Raw genomic sequence first — 18,118 nt, 5'->3', positions numbered from 1 at the left:
CGAAGCGTAGATCGCCAGCCCCGCAGAGGGCTGTCTACACGTCCACCGCGGCCCCGTGCCCGTCGATGACTCGGCGTGCTTCGGCTGCGGCCCGCGACTGGCGACGGTCGGGAAGAACGAGGGAGCCGGCATGATTCCGTTGTCGTTTGCGCAGTGGCGGTTGTGGTTCGTCGGGCAGTTGGAGGGCGCGAGCGCGTCGTACAACATGCCGGTGGCCTTGCGGCTCGCGGGCGTGCTGAATCGGGCGGCGTTGGAATCGGCGCTGGCCGATGTGGTGGGCCGGCATGAGACTTTGCGGACTGTGTTCCCGGTGGTCGACGGTGAGCCGGTGCAGCGGGTTCTGCCGATGGACGAGGTTGTCGTGCCGGTGGTCTGGGCTGAGGCCGGCGCTGATGAGGTGGCCGGTCGGGCCGCGGAGGCCGCGGGGTACGTGTTCGACCTGGCGACCGAGGTGCCGATCCGCGTGCGCGGGTTCTCCACGGCCCCGGACGAGCACGTGCTGGTGCTGCTGATGCACCACACCGCCTGCGACGGCTGGTCGCTGGGGATGCTGGGCCGGGATCTCGCGGCCGCGTATGCCGCGCGCCTGGCCGGGGCGGCGCCGGTCTGGGAGGAACTGCCGGTTCAGTACACCGACTACACGTTCTGGCAGCGGGAGCTGCTGGGGGCGGAGGACGATCCGGGCAGCGTAGCCGCTCGGCAGGCGTGGTTCTGGCGCGATGCGCTGGAGGGCCTGCCGGAGGAGCTGGCCCTGCCGTTCGACCGTTCGCGTCCGGTGGCGGCCAGCCACCGGGGCGCGACGGTTCCCGTGGTGATCGGGGCGGAGGCCCACGCGCGGATCGAGGAACTTGCGCGCCAAGCGCGGGCGACGCCGTTCATGGTCGTGCAGGCGGCGCTGGCGGCCCTTTTGTCCCGGCTGGGGGCCGGGTCGGACATCCCGCTGGGCACGCCGACGGCCGGGCGTGCCGATGAGGCGCTGTACGAGCTGGTCGGGGTCTTCGTCAACATGCTGGTGCTGCGGACCGACACGTCGGGGGATCCGACGTTCCGTGAGCTGCTGGACCGGGTCCGGGAGACGGACCTGGCGGCGTTCGAGAACGAGGATCTGCCCTTCGAGCGCCTGGTGGAGATCCTGGACCCGCCGCGGTCGCTGGCCCGCCACCCGTTGTTCCAGGTGGTGCTGGCCTTCGACGCCGACACCGGGGCCTTCTGCGACATGCCGGGTCTGCGGGTCGAGGAGTTCGAGGTCGGGGGGCAGGAGGCGGCCAAGTTCGACCTGAGCTTCGAGCTCCGGGAACTGCGCGGGGCCGACGGCCTTCCGGACGGGATCGCCGGGACCGTCGAGTACGCCACCGACCTGTTCGACCACGAAACGGTCCAGACGCTGGCCGACCGCCTCGTTCGGCTGCTCGACCTGGTGGTGGCCGACCCGGCGGTGCGCCTGTCCCGGCTGGAGATCCTGACCGAGCGCGACCGGGAGCGGCTGCTCGACCAGCGGAACAACCTCACCGTGCACCCAGCGCCGGCGGTCGCCGACCGCGGGACCGGGCGTTCGCCCCGCACCCCCCACGAAGAGTTCCTGTGCGGGCTGTTCGGCGAGCTCCTCGAAGTCGACGGTGTCACGGTCGACGACGACTTCTTCCAGATCGGCGGCCACTCGCTGTTGGCGACCCGGCTGATCGGCCGGATCCGCTCGGCGTTGAACGTGGAGCTGGGGATCCGGGCGGTGTTCGAGGCTCCGACCGTGGCCGAACTGGCCCGGCGGCTGGATTCCGCGGCGGCCTCGCGGGCGCTCCTCCAGACGGCGGCGAAGCGCCCGGGGCGGGTTCCGTTGTCGTTTGCGCAGTGGCGGTTGTGGTTCGTCGGGCAGTTGGAGGGCGCGAGCGCTCTGTACAACGTGCCGGTGGCGTTGCGGCTGGCGGGCGTGCTGGATCGGGGGGCGTTGGAGTCGGCGGTGGCCGATGTGGTGGGCCGGCATGAGACTTTGCGGACTGTGTTCCCGGTGGTCGACGGTGAGCCGGTGCAGCGGGTTCTGCCGATGGACGAGGTTGTCGTGCCGGTGGTGTGGGCTGAGGCCGAGGCTGGTGAGGTGGCCGGTCGGGCTGCCGAGGCCGCGGGGTACGTGTTCGACTTGGCGATCGAGGTGCCGATCCGTGTGCGTGGGTTCTCGACGGCCCCGGACGAGCACGTGCTGGTGCTGCTGATGCACCACATCGCCTGCGACGGCTGGTCACTGGCGCCGTTGGGCCGTGATCTGGCCCATGCCTATGCGGCTCGGGTGGGTGGCCAGGCCCCGGTGTGGGACGGGTTGCCGGTGCAGTATGCCGACTACACGATCTGGCAGCGGGAGTTGCTGGGGTCGCAGGACGATCCCGACAGCCTGATGGCGGGGCAGCTGGAGTTCTGGCGTCGGGCCCTGGCCGGTGCGCCGGAGGAGCTGGCTCTGCCGACGGACCGGTCGCGGTCGGCGGTCGCCGACTATCGCGGGGGCACCGTCGAGTTCGCGCTGGACGCGGTGCGGTACGAGCGGGTCACGGGGTTGGCGCGGGAGTCGGGCGTGACGCCGTTCATGGTGGTGCAGGCCGCCCTGGCCACGCTGCTCATGAAGCTGGGCGCGGGAGCTGACATCCCCCTGGGCACTCCGGTCGCCGGGCGTGGGGATGAGGCGCTGGAAGACCTGGTGGGCTTCTTCGTCAACACCCTGGTGCTGCGGACCGACACGTCTGGCGATCCGACGTTCCGGGAACTGCTGGCCCGGGTCCGGGAGACGGACCTGGACGCGTTCGCGCATCAGGATCTGCCGTTCGAGCGTCTGGTGGAGCTGCTCAAGCCGACGCGGTCGCTGGCCCGGCATCCGTTGTTCCAGGTGATGCTCGTCTTCCAGAACACCGCGGGGGCCGGGTTCGAGATGGCGGGGCTCGATGTGGCGGAGCTCTGGCCCGAGGGTGCCGCCGCGGCGAAGTTCGATCTGACGGTCTCGGTGGCGGAGCGGTTCGGGCCCGACGGGCAGCCGGCCGGGCTGGCCGGTTCGGTGGAGTACGCGACCGAACTGTTCGACCGGGGCACGGTCGAGGTCTTCGCGCTCCGGTTGGCGAATCTGCTCGACACGGTGAGCGCCGACCCGGATCTGCGTATCGGCCGAGTCGATGTGCTGACCGGGGACGAGCGCCGGTTGTTGCTGGGCGAGTGGGGTGGTTCGGAGCCGCTGCCGCCGGACGCCGGTCTGCCGGGTGTGGTGGAACTGTTCGAGGACACGGTGCGGCGTGGTGCCGGGGCCAGGGCTCTGGTGTGCGGGGACGCGGAGGTGTCGTTCGGGGAGCTGAACGACCGGGCGAATCGGCTGGCGCGGTTGTTGGTGGGGCGTGGCGTGGGTGCCGAGGTCCGGGTGGCGGTGTTGGTGCCGCGGTCGGTGGAGTCGGTGGTGGCGCTGCTGGCGGTGTTGAAGGCGGGTGGGGTGTATGTGCCGGTGGACGTGGAGGCGCCGGTGGAGCGGGTGGGGTTCGTGCTGGCCGATGTGCGGCCGGCGGTGGTGGTGACGGTGTCGGGGGTGGCGGTGCCCGCCGGGTTCGACAGTGTCCTGCTGGACTCGGTTGACACCGGTGTGGTGCTGGCGGGATGTCCCGGTGAGGACTTGTCCGGTGCCGCGGCGGCATCGGGTGGCGCGGCGTACGTGATCTACACCTCGGGGTCGACGGGCGTGCCGAAGGGGGTGGTGGTGGAGCACCGGAGCCTGGCGAATCTCGCTGAGCACTATCGGGTGACGAGGTACGCGCCGCTTCTGGCGCGCTCGGGTGCGGAGCGGGCGCGGGTGGCGACGACGGCGCCGCTGACCTTCGACGCGAGCTGGCCGCCGGTGGTGGCGATGTTCGCCGGGCACGAGTTGCATCTGTTGAGCGAGGGGGTGCGCCGGGATCCGGCCGCCGTGGTGCGCTACGTGCGGGGTCAGCGGGTGGAGCTGCTGGAGACGACGCCCACCTATGCGGCGGAGCTGGTGGACGGCGGGTTGCTGGACGGCGCCGGCTTGTCGTTGCGCGCGTTGGTCCTCGGTGGCGAAGCGGTGCCGGAAGCGCTGTGGAGCCGGGTGCGGGACCGCGCGGATCTGGTGGGCGTCAACGCGTACGGGCCGACGGAGAACACCGTCGACTCGTTGTGGTGTGAGTTCGGCGTGTCGGCGGCCCCGGTGTTGGGCCGCGCACCGGCCGGTGTCCGGGCGTATGTGCTGGACGAGGAACTGCGGCTGGCTCCGGTGGGTGTGGTCGGGGAGTTGTACGTCGCCGGGGCCCAGGTGGCGCGGGGTTACTTGAACCGTCCGGACTTGACGGCGGATCGGTTCGTGGCCTGCCCGTTCGGCAGGGCCGGGGAGCGGATGTACCGCACGGGGGATCTGGCACGGTGGAATGCCGCCGGACAGGTGGAGTTCCTGGGGCGGACCGACGACCAGGTGAAGATCCGCGGCTTCCGGATCGAGCTCGGCGAGGTGGCGGCGGTGCTGGCCTCGCATCCGTCGGTCGGTCAGGCCGCGGTGCTGGTGCGTGAGGACCGGCCGGGGGACAGGCGTCTGGTCGGGTATGTGGTTGCCGCGCCGGGTGTCCAGGTGGAGGTTCCCGCGCTCCGTGCGCATCTGGCCTCGACGTTGCCCGAGTACATGATCCCCTCGGCCTTTGTGGTGGTGGACGCCTTCGGGTCGACGGCGAACGGCAAGCTGGATCGGCGGGCCCTGCCGGCTCCGGACTATGCGGTGGTGGCCGGCCGCGCTCCGCGGTCGCCGCGCGAGGAGCTGCTGTGCCAGCTGTTCGCGGAGATCCTGGGCGTGCCCGAGGTGGGTATCGATGACGGGTTCTTTGAGTTGGGTGGGCATTCGTTGTTGGCGACGCGTTTGGTGTCGCGGGTGCGGTCGGTGTTGGGGGTGGAGGTTCCGGTTCGGGCGTTGTTCGAGGCGTCGTCTGTTGCCGGGTTGGTGGAGCGGTTGGATGAGGCTGCGGTGGTGCGTCCGAGGTTGGTGCCGGTGGTGCGTCCGGAGCGGGTGCCGTTGTCTTTCGCTCAGGCCCGGCTGTGGTTTCTGAACCGGATGGGGGAGCAGGCGGCGTACAACGTGCCTTTTGTGTTCCGGTGGTCGGGGGTGTTGGACGCTGGGGCTTTGGAGGCGGCGTTGGGTGATGTGGTGGCGCGTCATGAGGCGTTGCGGACCGTGTTTCCCGAAGCCGACGGCCGGCCGTGGCAGGAAGTGTTGACGGGGCCTGCTTCGCGTCCGGTGCTGCGGGTGGTGCCGACCAGCGAGGAGGATCTGCAGGAGGTTCTCGCGGCCGCTTTCGCGCAGGGCTTCGACCTGGCATCCGAGCCGCCGCTTCGGGCCCGGCTGTTCGAGCTCGGCCCCGAGGAGCACGTGCTCCTGCTGGTCATCCACCACATCGCCTGTGACGGATGGTCGACGGGTCCGCTGCGCCGGGATCTGGCGCAGGCCTATGCGGCACGTCGGGACGGAACGGTGCCCGACTGGCCGACGTTGCCCGTCCAGTACGCGGACTACGCGCAGTGGCAGACGGCCTTGCTCGGCAAGGCCGAGGATCCCGACAGCCTCCTCAGCGAACAGCTGGCCTTCTGGACGAACACCCTGGCCGGCCTGCCGGACCAGTTGGAGCTGCCGTTCGACCACGCCCGGCCGGCGGCCGGCGCTCCCGGCGACCTGATCCGCTTCGAGGTGGGACCAGCCGTCCACGCGGGCCTGCTGGCGCTGGCCCGGGAGTGCCAGGTCACGATGTTCATGGTGCTGCAGGCCGCGGTGGCGGTGCTGCTCTCGCGGCTGGGCGCCGGCACCGACATCCCGCTGGGCACCGCGATCGCCGGCCGGACCGACGACGTGCTCGACGACCTCGTCGGCTTCTTCATCAACACCCTGGTGTTGCGGACCGACCTGTCGGGCGATCCCTCGTTCCGCGAGGTGCTGGCCCGGGTGCGCGAGACGGATCTGGCCGCGTACGCCCACCAGGACGTCCCGTTCGAGGCGCTCGTCGAAGCCCTCAACCCCGAACGGATCGCGGGATCCAATCCGCTGTTCCAGGCCAGCGTGGCGCTGCAGAACGCGGACGAGGCCGAGGACGACTTCGCCGGACTCGTCACGCGTCCGGTTCAGGCGGCGGCCGACACGGCGAAGTTCGACCTGTCCTTCATCTTCAGCCAGCGGGAACCGGCGGACGGCGAGCCCCGGTGGCTCGGCGGCGAGATGGAGTACCGCTCGGACCTCTTCGACAAGGTCAGCGCGGAGGCGTTCGTGGCCCGGCTGGCGAGAGTCCTGGAGGCCGTGGCCGCGGACCCCGGCGTCGCGATGTCCCTGATCGATGTGCCGGGGCCGGACGAGCGCCGACAGCTGTTGACGCAATGGAACGACACCGCGTGCCCCGCACCGGCGGGAACGCTGCCGGAGTTGTTCCGGGCCCAGGTGGACCGGGACCCGGACGCGCCGGCGGTGTCGTGCGATGGAGTGGTGCTGAGCTACGCCGAGCTCGACGAGCGGGCGAACCGGCTGGCCCGGGAACTGATCGGCCGGGGCGTCGGACCGGAGACGGCGGTCGCCGTCCTGATGCAGCGCTCGGTCGACCTCGTCGCGACGTTCCTCGCGGTTCTCAAGGTCGGCGGATACTACGTCCCGATCCCGGAGGGCTTTCCGCTCTCCAGGATGGTGTTCGTCCTGGAGAACGTCGACGCCCAGGTCATCGTGGTCGACCGGGCGACGAGAGAGCACGCGCTGGTCGCGGAGGCGGTCGGCCGAGGCCTGATCGTCCTCGACCCGGGTGCCGTGCCGACCGCCGCTGAAGCCGACGGCGGGTCGGACGGAAGCCGCCAGGCCTGGCCGGCGCGGCACGGCGACCAACTGGCCTATGTCATGTACACCTCGGGTTCGACGGGCGTCCCCAAGGGAGTCGCCGTCACCGACGCGAACCTCGTGGATCTCGCGTTCCACCGCGGGTTCGGCGTCAGCGAGGACGACCGGATCCTCTTCCACGCGCCGCACTCGTTCGACGCGTCGGACTACGAGCTGTGGGTACCGCTCATGACCGGCGCGCACGTGGTCGTGGCACCACCCGGAGACCTCGACTCCGCCTCGTTCGAGTCCCTCATCTCGAAGGAGAAGATCACCATCCTGATGGCCACGGCCGGCCTGTTCCGGGTCCTCGTGGAAGAGCGTCCGGAGGCCTTCGCAGGCGTCCGCGAAGTGCTCCCCGGCGGCGACGTGGTGCCGACCAGCGCCGTGCGTCTCCTGCTCGACCGCTACCCGGACATGGTCGTGCGCCACCTGTACGGGCCGACCGAGATCACCCTGTGCGCCACGCACCTGGAGGTGCGGGCCGACCGCGCCCTCGGCACCTCGCTGCCGATCGGACATCCGCTGGACAACGCCCGGGTGTACGTCCTGGACGCGGCGTTGCAGCCGATGCCTGTGGGGGTCACCGGGGACCTCTACGTCTCCGGGAACGGAGTCGCCCGCGGATATGTCAAGAACCCCGCGGCGACCGCGGAGCGGTTCGTCGCCGATCCGTTCGGCCCGGCCGGCAGCCGGATGTACCGCACCGGCGACCTGGCCCGCTGGAACTTCCAGGGGGAGCTGGAGTTCGCCGGACGGTCCGACGAACAGGTCAAGATCCGCGGATTCCGCGTGGAACTCGGCGAAGTCGAAGCGGCGCTCGCCGGCCATCCGGGCGTTGTGCAGTCCGCGGTGATCGCCCGGGAGGACATCCCGGGTGACAAGCGGTTGGTGGGCTATGTGGTGGAGGCCTTCCCCGGGGCCGTCGAGCCGGCCGAGCTGCGGCGGTCCGTCGGGGCGTCGTTGCCGGCGTTCATGGTCCCGGCCGCGGTGGTGGTACTGGACACCTTGCCGTTGACGGCGAACGGGAAGCTGGATCGGCGGGCGTTGCCGAAGCCGGATTTCGCCGCGGCTTCGCAGGGCCGATCGCCGAGGACGGCGCGCGAGGAGATCCTGTGCGGTCTGTTCGCCGAGGTGCTGGGGGTGGAGCGGGTCGGGATCGATGACGGGTTCTTCGAGTTGGGTGGGCATTCGTTGTTGGCGACGCGTTTGGTGTCGCGGGTGCGGTCGGTGTTGGGGGTGGAGGTTCCGGTTCGGGCGTTGTTCGAGGCGTCGTCTGTTGCCGGGTTGGCGGAGCGGTTGGATGAGGCTGCGGTGGTGCGTCCGAGGTTGGTGCCGGTGGTGCGTCCGGAGCGGGTGCCGTTGTCTTTCGCTCAGGCCCGGCTCTGGTTCCTGAATCGGATGGGGGAGCAGGCGGCGTACAACGTGCCGTTCGTGTTCCGGTGGTCGGGGGTGTTGGACGCCGGGGCTTTGGAGGCGGCGTTGGGTGATGTGGTGGCGCGTCATGAGGCGTTGCGGACCGTGTTCCCGGAAGCCGACGGCCGGCCGTGGCAGGAAGTGCTGACGGGGCCTGCTTCGCGGCCGGTGCTGCGGGTGGTGCCGACCAGCGAGGAGGATCTGCAGGAGGCTCTCGCGGCCGCTTTCGCGCAGGGCTTCGACCTCACGGTGGACTTGCCGGTCCGTGCGTGGCTGTTCCCCCTCGGGCCGGACGAACAAGTGGTCCTGCTGGTGGTGCATCACGTGGCGTTCGACGGCTGGTCGGCGGCACCGATGCTGCAGAACCTCGCCGAGGCGTACCGGGCGCGCCGCGAGGGTGCCATACCCGTGTGGCCGACGCTTCCCGTGCAGTATGCCGACTACTCCCTATGGCAGCGGCAGTTGCTGGGAGACTCGGAGGACCCCGAGAGTCTGGCACATAAGCAGCTTGAGTTCTGGCGGGCCGCGCTCGCCGACCTGCCGGCCGAGTTGGAACTCCCCTTCGACCGCCCGCGCCCGCTGTCCGGGGTTTCGCCCGGCGGCATGGTCCCGTTCCAGTTCCCCGACACCCTGTCCGCGGGCCTCGCCGGACTCGCCCGGGAATCCGGGACCACCTTGTTCATGGTGCTGCAGGCCGCGGTGGCGGTGCTGCTCTCGCGCCTCGGCGCCGGGACCGACATCCCGCTGGGCAGTCCGATCGCCGGCCGGACCGACGACGCCACGGACGACCTGGTCGGCTTCTTCATGAACACCCTCGTCATGCGCACCGACGTGTCGGGCGATCCGACCTTCGCGGAGCTGCTGCAACGCGTCCGACAGACGGATCTGGCGGCCTACCACCACCAGGACCTGCCGTTCGAGGCCCTGGTCCAGGCCCTCAACCCCGAGCGCTCGACGACCCGCCATCCGCTGTTCCAGGTGATGGTCACGGTGCAGAACAACGCCGAGGCGGTCGAGGCGTCGTCATGGGACCTCGCCGACGTGGACATGTCCCCCATGACGATGGAGTCGCAGACGGCGAAGTTCGACCTGACGTTCGAGTTCGGAGAGATCCACCGCGCGGACGCCACGCCCTTCGTGGACGGCGCCGTGGAGTATCGGTCCGACTTGTTCGACAGGTCGACCGTCGAAGGGTTCGTCGCCCGCCTGATGCTGATTCTGGAAGCGGTGGTGGCGAATCCGCGCGTGCCGATCGGGCAGATCGACGTGCTCACGGATCTCGATCGCCGCCGCCTCGCGGAGTGGAGCGACACCGACCTGCCGCTGCCGGACCTGACGATTCCCGGCTTGATCGAAGCGCAGGCGGCACGGTCGCCGGAGGCCGTGGCGATCGTCTGCGGCGCGGTGGAGCTGACGTATGCCGAACTGAACGCGCGGGCCAACCGGCTGGCCCACCGGCTCTTGCGCCGGGGAATCGGGCCGGAGCAGGTCGTCGCGCTGGCCGTGGGCCGCTCGGCCGAAATGGCGGTCGCGCTCCTCGCGGTCCTCAAGACCGGTGCGGCCTACCTGCCGATCGACCCCTCCTATCCGGCCGACCGGATCTCCTTCATGCTCGCCGACACCGCGCCGGCGGTTCTGCTGCTCACCGCTGAGACGGCTGAGGCTCTGCCGCAGACGACCTGCCCCCGAATCCTGGTGGAGGCGCAACAGGACGACGGGTCGGCGGCGGATCCGGGCGACCGGGATCGCGTCCTTCCGTTGCGCCCGGAGCATCCGGCGTACGTGATGTACACGTCGGGGTCCACCGGGCGGCCCAAGGCCGTGGTGCTGCCCGGCCGTGCTCTCCTGAACCTCGTCCTGTGGCACGTGTCCGTGTCACCGGCCGGGCCGACGGTGCGGACCGCGCAGTTCTCCGCGCTCAGCTTCGACGTCTCGGCCACGGAGATCCTCTCCACCCTGAGTCGCGGCGGTTGCCTGGTCGTTCCCGCCGACGACACTCGGCGGGATCCGGAGCAGTTCGTCCGCTGGCTGCGCGACCACCGAATAAGCGAGCTCCACGCACCCAACGTGATGATCGACGCGGTGTGCGAGGCGGCCGCCGAGGCCGGACTCCTGCTGCCGGATCTGCTGGAGATCGCGCAGGCGGGTGAGGCGCTCGTGCTGTCCGAGCGGGTCACCGCCTTCCATCGGGCGGTGCCCGGTAGGCGCTTGCACAACCACTACGGGCCGACTGAGACGCACGTGGTGACCGCCTACTCCCTGCCATCCGACGTCCGGGACTGGCCGGCCACGGCGCCGATCGGGTCGCCGATACCGAACGCCCGGGTGCATGTGCTCGACGGCATGCTCCGGCAGGTGCCGCCGGGGGTGACCGGCGAGCTGTACGTCGCCGGAGAGGGGCTGGCGCGGGGCTATCAGCGGCGGCCGGGACAGACGGCCGAGCGGTTCGTCGCCGACCCCTTCGGCCCCGCCGGGACCCGGATGTACCGGACCGGGGACCTGGCCCGCTGGAATCCCGCGGGTGAGCTGGAGTTCCTGGGCCGTGCCGACGGACAGGTGAAGCTGCGGGGGTTCCGGATCGAGCCGGGCGAGATCGAGGCGGTGCTGCTCCGTCATCCGGACGTCGCCCAGGCCGCGGTGATCGTCCGCGAGGACCGGCCCGGCGACAAGCGCCTGGTCGCGTACGTGGTGTCGGCCGCCGCCCACGAGCTGGTCCCCTCGCGGGTACGCGGTTTCGTCGGCGAGTCCGTGCCGGAGTTCATGGTGCCGCTGGTCGTCGAGGTCGAACGGTTGCCGCTGACGCCGAGCGGGAAGCTGGACCGGCGCGCGCTGCCGGCCCCCGTCCTCGACGGGGCCGCCGTCTCGGACGACGAGCCGCGCACGCACCGTGAGGAGGTCCTGTGCGGGCTGTTCGCCGAGGTCCTGGGTGTGAGCCGGATCGGGATCGACGACGACTTCTTCGACTTCGGCGGACATTCGCTCCTGGCCAGCAGGCTGGTGTCGCGGGTGCGGTCCGTCCTGGGCGTGGAACTGGCGATCCGGACGCTGTTCGAAGCGCCGACGGTCGCGGGGCTGGCGAGCCGGCTCGACCTGGTGCCGGGCGACTCGTTCGCGTCGCTGCTCCCGCTCCGGGCTGAAGGGGAACTCCAGCCGGTCTTCCTCGTCCATCCGATCGGCGGGTTGAGCTGGTGCTACTCGCGGCTCCTGCCCCACATCCCCAAGGGACGCCCGGTCTACGGTCTGCAGTCCAGCGGCTATTCCGAAGCGGATCAGCGGCCGGAATCGGTCGCGGAGTTGGCGATCGAGTACGTCGCCATGCTTCGGCAGGTGCAGCCTGAGGGGCCCTACGCCCTGGGGGGATGGTCGTTCGGCGGAACCGTCGCGCAGGAGATGGCCGTGGTTCTGGAGGAGCTCGGGGAGTGCGTGTCGCTTCTCGTGCTCTTCGATGCCGGTCCCGCGCTGGGCCGCGGCCGCGAGACCGGCGACGATGTGCCTGAGGGCCTGCTAGAGCTCGTCGAGCAGTCGATCCGCGGGGTTGCCGGACAGACGCTCGGCGAGCTCTCCGGCTCCCGGATCAGCCGGCTGTCGGAGACGACGCGGTACTGCTTGGGGCTGCTCGCGGAGCATCGGACGCGGATGTTCGGCGGAAGCATCGTCAGCATCGAGGCGGACGGCTCCCAGCGGATCCGGGACGAGCTCGGAGTCGACTGGACGGCGTTCGCCAAGGGCGCTGTGACGACCCACGCCGTCGACTGCGTGCACGAGGAAATGATGGATTCCGTCCCGGTTCGCCGGTACGGGCCGATTCTCTCCGATCTGTTCTCGCGCCCATGAGAATTCGTTCCTCGCCAATCATTCCGGGCCAGCAAAGGAAAGCCATGACAGTGCACGAGCTCGCTTATGTCGAACTGTATGTCCACGACCGGCCCGCGGCGGTGGAGTACCTCGTATCCTCGTTCGGTTTCGTCGAAGCGGGACACTGTGACGGAACCGACAGCGGGTCCACCTTTCTGCGGCAGTCGCAAGTCGGCCTCGTGGTGACGTCCGGGCCCGCCACGGAGGGCTTTCTGGCGGAGCACGGAGACGGCATCGTCGACATCGCGTTCGTCTGTGCCGACGTGGCCGCGGTCCGGGACGCGGCGGTGGCGGCGGGTTCGGAACTCCTGGGACCGGCGACGGTTTCCGGTATCGGGGGCCTTCGCCACACCCTGGTCCCCAGGACCGGCGACTCCGGATTCCCCGACGGACGTGCTTGGATCGGCGTCCCGTCCGGGGGATCGCCACGGCCGGCGCAGCGGATCAGCGAGATCGACCACTTCGCCGTCTGCGTGGAGGCCGGGGCACTGGACAAGGCGGCGGACTTCTACTGCGAGGCGTTCGGGCTCAAGAGGTACCACAGCGAGTACGTCGCTGTCGGGGAGCAGGCGATGGACTCTGTCGTCGTCCGTGACGCGTCCGGCACGGTGACCTTCACGATCCTCGCCCCGGACGCGACGAAGAAGCCCGGCCAGGTGGACGCGTTCCTGGAGAGGAACGGCGGCGCGGGCGTGCAGCACGTCGCGTTCCTGGTGGACGACATCGTCGGATCCGTTCGCGAGTTCCGGAGCCGGGGGGTCGCGTTCCTGTCGACCCCGGACAGCTACTACGACATGCTCGCCGCGCGAGTGGGCGAACTGAGTGAAGCCGTCGCGGACCTGCGCGATACGCACGTACTCGCCGACCGGGACGAGTGGGGCTATCTCCTGCAGCTGTTCTCGCGTTCCCCTTACGTCCGCAACACGCTGTTCTTCGAGCTCATCCAGCGGCGGGGCGCCCAGGGGTTCGGCACGGCCAACATCCGGGCGCTCTATGAAGCGGTCGAGCGCGATCGGGTGGCCGCCGGATGAGCTTCGGCCGCCATCCCGGGCCGCTCGATCTGGCCGACTTCGCCGATCTCGCCCGCGCCCGGTTGGATCCGGAGGTCTGGGACTTCATCGAGGGCGGGGCCGGGCAGGAGCGGACCCTCGCCGCCAACACCGAGGCCTTCGACCAGATCGGTCTGCGGCCCCGGGTTCTGGCCAACCGCTCCCGGCCCGATCCCTCGGCGAAGGTTCTGGGCGAGGACTGGACCGCGCCGTTCGGGATCGCCCCCACCGCCTACCACACCCTCGTCCACCCGGAGGGCGAGGCGGCCACGGCCCGGGCGGCTGCGGGCTTCGGCGTACCGCTCACGGTGAGCACGTTCGCCGGCCGGCCGTTCGCGGACATCGCACGCGGCACGACCGGGCCGCTGTGGCTCCAGGTGTACTGCTTCCGGGACCGCGCGGTCACCCGTGATCTGATCGCCGCAGCCCATGACGCCGGGTTCCGGGCCTTGATGCTCACGGTCGACGCGCCGCGGTTGGGCCGTCGGCTGCGGGATGTGCGCAACGGCTTCCAGCTGCCGCCGGGCGTCGTCCCGGCGAACCTGCCGGCCGGTGACTACTCCCATCCCGGCAGCCATGCGGCGACCGAGTTCGAGCCCTTCCTCGACTGGTCGACCTTCGACTGGCTGCGGTCGATCAGCCCGCTGCCGGTGCTGGTCAAGGGGATTTTGCGCGGCGACGACGCTCGGCTCGCGGTCGGGGCCGGGGCTGACGGGATCGTCGTGTCCAACCACGGCGGCCGACAGCTCGACGGCGCGCCCGCGACGCTGCGCGTGCTGCCGGAGGTCGTCGAAGCGGCCGGTGCCGCGTGCCCGGTGCTGCTCGACGGCGGCGTCCGGCGCGGGAGGGACGTCCTGGCCGCGCTCGCCCTGGGCGCGGACGCCGTGCTCCTCGGCCGGTCGGTGCTGCACGGGCTGGCCGTCGCCGGGGCCGAAGGCGTGCGGCAGGTGCTGGACATCATGCACGCCGAACTCCTCGACGCGATGGAGTTGGCGGGTGTCGACTCCGTGGCGCAAGCCGACCCGGAAACCGTGTGGTCCTCGGACGGGCCGGTGCGGATCGCGAGCCCGCCGGCACCGCAACTACCGCAGGCCCAGGCTCTTCCGGCTCAGTCACCGCAAGGTCGGCCGCTGCGCAAAGAAGCCCTGCACGCCAGCGTGTCGGATCCGGTTCTGGACACGATGAACTTCCTGAACGAGATCACGGCCCGCTACCCCGATGCCATCTCATTCGCACCGGGCCGGCCCTACGGCGCCCTCTTCTCGACCGAGAAGGTCTTCGAGCACCTGCAGGGCTATCTGGACCACTTGCGGCGTTCCGGCCAGTCGCCCGAGCAGACCCGCGACGCGCTGTTCCAATACGGCCCGGCGGCGGGGCAGATCAGGGAGGTGATCGCGGCGTCACTGCGCGCGGACGAGGGCATCGACGTCTCGCCGGAGGCGATCGTGGTCACCGTCGGCTGCCAGGAGGCCATGTTCCTCGCGGTGCGCGCCCTCATCGCCGGGCCCGACGACGTCCTGCTGGTCGCCAGTCCGTGTTACGTCGGCATCGCCGGGGCGGCTCGCGTTCTGGACGTCACGATCCGCCCGGTGGAGGAGCGTGCGGACGGTCTGTGGCCGGCCGATGTGGAAGCGGCTGTGGCAGGCGAACGAGCTCGGGGCCGCAACCCGCGCGCGTTCTACGTCGTTCCCGACCACTCCAACCCTTCAGGGACCACGATGTCCCTGGCCGCGCGCCACGAGCTGATCGCGGTCGCGCGCCGCCTCGGTATCCTGATCCTGGAGGACAGCCCCTACCGGCTGGTGAGCCCCGGGGCCCAGCTGCCGACGCTGAAGTCCCTGGACCCCGGCGGCACGGTCGTCCACCTCGGGTCGCTGTCGAAGACGCTGTTTCCCGGCGCCCGAGTCGGTTACGCGGTCGCCGATCAGGTGGTCGTGGACAGCGCCGGCGGCACGTCGCTGTTGGCCGACGAGCTGGCGAAGCTCAAGAGCATGATCACGGTGAACACGCCGACGCTCAGCCAGGCCGTCGTCGCGGGGATGCTGCTCAGCGCCGATACTCGCGCCTCCCGGCTCACCGTCGAGTCCAGCGCGCACTACGGCGAGGCGATGGCCGCGACGCTGCGCGCTCTGGACCGCCACTTCCCGCCAGAGCGTCGAGCCGCGCTCGGCGTGCACTGGAACCGGCCCGAGGGCGGGTTCTTCCTGACGCTCTCAGTCCCCTTCCGCGCGGACGAGGCGGCACTGGCTCGTTCGGCCCAGGACTTCGGCGTCATCTGGACCCCGATGGCGTACTTCCACCCGGACGGCGGCGGCCAGCGCACCATCCGGCTCTCCGTCAGCTATCTGACGCTCGACGACATCGCCCAAGGCGTCGAACGGCTGGCCCGCTTCGTCGCGGCGGAATCGTCAGCCGGCCTTGAGGAAACAACAGAGGTCCCGCAGCCAAACCTCATCTGATCACCTCCCACGTGCTAGCCGGCGCGGTTCACCGCTCACGTCCGCCTGACGAACTTGTCGTAGAGCGCCATGCAGGTGTCGACCCCCAAGTCGATCAGCTCTTCGATCGATCCGTACCGCTGCCCCAGCGTCCACTCCGCCAGCAGTTCGTTGAGCCCGCCGACGATCATCGCCGCCACCATCGACAGCCGCGGCGTGATCGGCTCGCCGGAGTGGGGCAGCACCGTCGCCGCGATGAGGCCGGCGAACTCGTTCACGACCGCGCGGCGGCGTTTGTCCAGCTCCGCGCTGACCCCGACCGATTCGAACAGCAGCACCCTCGCCACGCGCGGGTCGTCCGCCAGTGCCCTGATGAAGGTGCGCAGCCCCGCGCGGGCCTGCCCCTCCAGGGTTCCGGGCGCCTGGGCCACCGCCGAGAACGTCGCGTCGCGGACCGTGGTGAACACGTCCTCGTAGACCGCGCTGAGCAGTTCGCGCTTGTCGGCGAACGACTCGTAGAAGTGACGTTCCGTCAGTCCCGCCTGGCGGCACAGCTGACGGATCGAAACTGCGTGGTGGCCCTTGGTGCCGAACAGATCGAAGCCGGCTTCGACCAGTCGGGTGCGCCGGTCCAGCAGGCGCTCGGAGGCGTCCAGGCCGCGATAGCGGCGGGTCTCTAGCTCGGCCATGCGCTTGTGTCCGCCATACGGCCTGCTCCGATTCGATAACACAGTGTATTGACTTATCGCATCGTAGAACCGACACTTCGTGTTGTCACTTGGCCCGGCCGGTCCGGACCGGGCCGGGTTCCGGCCGGGGAGAGCCCGCTATGTCAGCACACGAACGTCTCGACGGTACGGTGGTGGCGGTCACCGGGGCGGCCCGGGGCGTCGGCCTGGCCACCGCCCGGCGGCTCGCGGCTGCCGGCGCGGCCGTGGCGTTGGGCGATCTGGACGCCGACGCCGTGAAGGCCGCCGCCGAGAGCATCGCCGCCCGGACCGGGGCGATGACCGTCGGCATCCCGCTCGACGTCACCAACCGGCCGTGGTTCGCGGCCTTTCTTGATGACGCCGAGAAGGCCCTCGGCCCGCTGGACGTCCTGGTCAACAACGCCGGGGTGATGTGGGCCGGGCCGTTCGCCGAGGAGCCCGACGCCGTCGCGGAGCGGCAGTTCGGCGTCAACGTCTTCGGCGTCCTGCACGGCATGAAGCTGGTGCTGCCGCGGATGCGCGAGCGCGGTTGCGGCCATGTCATCACCATCGCCTCCGCCGCCGGGCGTATAGCCCCACCCGGGCAGGCCTGCTACGCCGCGACGAAGCACGCCGTCTACGGCTACTGCGCCGCGGTGCGCGAGGAGTTGTGCGGCACCGGCGTGCACCTGTCGGTGGTGCTGCCGGGCGTGGTCGACACGTCGTTCGCGGCCGGCCCGGCGACCGGTGCCGCGAGCCGGCGGCTGACGCCCGAGCAGGTCGCCGAGGCGGTGCTCGGCGTCGCGCTGCGGCCGCGGTTCGAGGTCTGGGTGCCGGGTCGCAACGGGATCGTCGTGCGGCTGGCGGCGCTGCTGCCCCAGCGGGCCCAGGACGCGCTGTACCGCGCCCTGGTCCCGAATCAGCTGCGCACCGACCCTCTTGCGGGTCTCGCCTATGAGTCGTCAGTGTTCTGCGATAGCGAGTTCGGCGACGCCGACGAGATTAGATGACCGTGACGCCGGAACCCGCGAGCCCCGTGGCCGAACTCCGCAAAGCCAGCCGTACGTCCTCGTCGTGACGTGCGGCGGTGAGCAGCACCCCGCCGAACAGGTCGAGCAGGTACAGGTCGGCCTTCGGCGGCCTGGCCGCCGGCAGCCAGTCCCGGCAGGAGACCTCTACTTGAGCGATCCAGCCGCGGATCGCAGTACGCAGCTCGGCCGGCGGCTCGGGCACGACCAGCGCGTCGACGATCAGCCGCAGCAGCTTGTCCCGCACGCCGTCCAGGATCGCCTGGTCCTCGCCCTCGCCGGGCCCGGCGCCGTGCCGCACCAGCGCGCCGAACCCGATCGGGTTCCGCTCGACGTAGTCCAGGTAGGCGCGCAGCCCGGCCAGCAGCCAGTCCTGCGGGGCGTCCCGCGAGGCCTCGATGACCACCGTGATCAGCTGGTCCGCGGCGTGTTCGAGGGCGGCTAGGAAGATCCCGTACTTGCCGCCGTAGTAGTGGTAGAGCAACGGCCGCGAGACGTCGGCGACCTCGGCGATCTCGTCCACCGACACGTCGCCGTACGGCCGGGTGTTGAACAGGTCGAGCGCGACCGTGATCAGGGCCTGCCGCCGGTCGTCCGGGGCCATCCGCCGGCGCGGGCTGCGGCCCGGCCGGCCGGCTGGCGCGGATGGCTCAGTCTTGCTCACAGCCACGACACACCCCTTGAAAATGGAGCCCCGTCCGCGTGGCGAACCTTGTTGACGATTCGTCAATAGGACAGTAGCTTGACTGACGACCTGTTCGCCAGGCCCATCCCTGAGGACGGC

6 protein-coding genes are annotated in these 18,118 nt (G+C 70.6%); 4 read left to right on the top strand and 2 right to left on the bottom strand.

The window, feature by feature from the left end; translation table 11 throughout:
• Window positions 1–55 precede the first annotated feature (55 nt).
• The 3 genes from ABH935_RS13475 to ABH935_RS13465 are packed head-to-tail and all read left to right on the top strand — an operon-like array spanning window position 56 to window position 15,638.
• Complete coding sequence (locus tag ABH935_RS13475) at window positions 56–12,109, top strand: amino acid adenylation domain-containing protein (protein ID WP_370378198.1); 12,054 nt, start codon at window positions 56–58, stop codon at window positions 12,107–12,109.
• Window positions 12,110–12,153: 44 nt separating this feature from the next.
• Window positions 12,154–13,161, top strand: coding sequence for a 4-hydroxyphenylpyruvate dioxygenase (gene hppD / locus ABH935_RS13470; protein WP_370378197.1), 1,008 nt, complete (start codon window positions 12,154–12,156; stop codon window positions 13,159–13,161).
• Complete coding sequence (locus ABH935_RS13465; protein ID WP_370378196.1) at window positions 13,158–15,638, top strand: aminotransferase class I/II-fold pyridoxal phosphate-dependent enzyme; 2,481 nt, start codon at window positions 13,158–13,160, stop codon at window positions 15,636–15,638. Before hppD ends, ABH935_RS13465 begins: the two co-directional genes overlap by 4 nt.
• Window positions 15,639–15,673: 35 nt before the next feature.
• Here the strand turns inward: ABH935_RS13465 and ABH935_RS13460 are convergent, their stop codons facing one another.
• Window positions 15,674–16,306: a TetR/AcrR family transcriptional regulator gene (locus tag ABH935_RS13460; RefSeq protein ID WP_370378195.1), complete on the bottom strand. Its 633-nt coding sequence runs from the start codon at window positions 16,304–16,306 to the stop codon at window positions 15,674–15,676.
• 140 nt (window positions 16,307–16,446) lie between these two features.
• Here ABH935_RS13460 and ABH935_RS13455 point away from each other — a divergent pair, with 140 nt between their 5' ends.
• Window positions 16,447–17,316, top strand: a complete 870-nt coding sequence (locus ABH935_RS13455; protein WP_370378194.1) for an SDR family oxidoreductase — start codon at window positions 16,447–16,449, stop codon at window positions 17,314–17,316.
• Here ABH935_RS13455 and ABH935_RS13450 read toward each other — a convergent pair.
• Window positions 17,309–17,998 (bottom strand): TetR/AcrR family transcriptional regulator, encoded by a 690-nt coding sequence (locus ABH935_RS13450; protein ID WP_370378193.1) that lies wholly within the window; start codon window positions 17,996–17,998, stop codon window positions 17,309–17,311. The two genes, ABH935_RS13455 and ABH935_RS13450, sit on opposite strands and share 8 nt — an antisense overlap.
• Window positions 17,999–18,118 lie beyond the last annotated feature (120 nt).

The sequence above is a fragment of the Catenulispora sp. GAS73 genome, assembly GCF_041262085.1.
GTDB lineage: Bacteria > Actinomycetota > Actinomycetes > Streptomycetales > Catenulisporaceae > Catenulispora.
The sequence above is the reverse complement of the archived record's forward strand: the minus strand, read 5'-3'. Positions and strand labels throughout refer to the sequence as shown.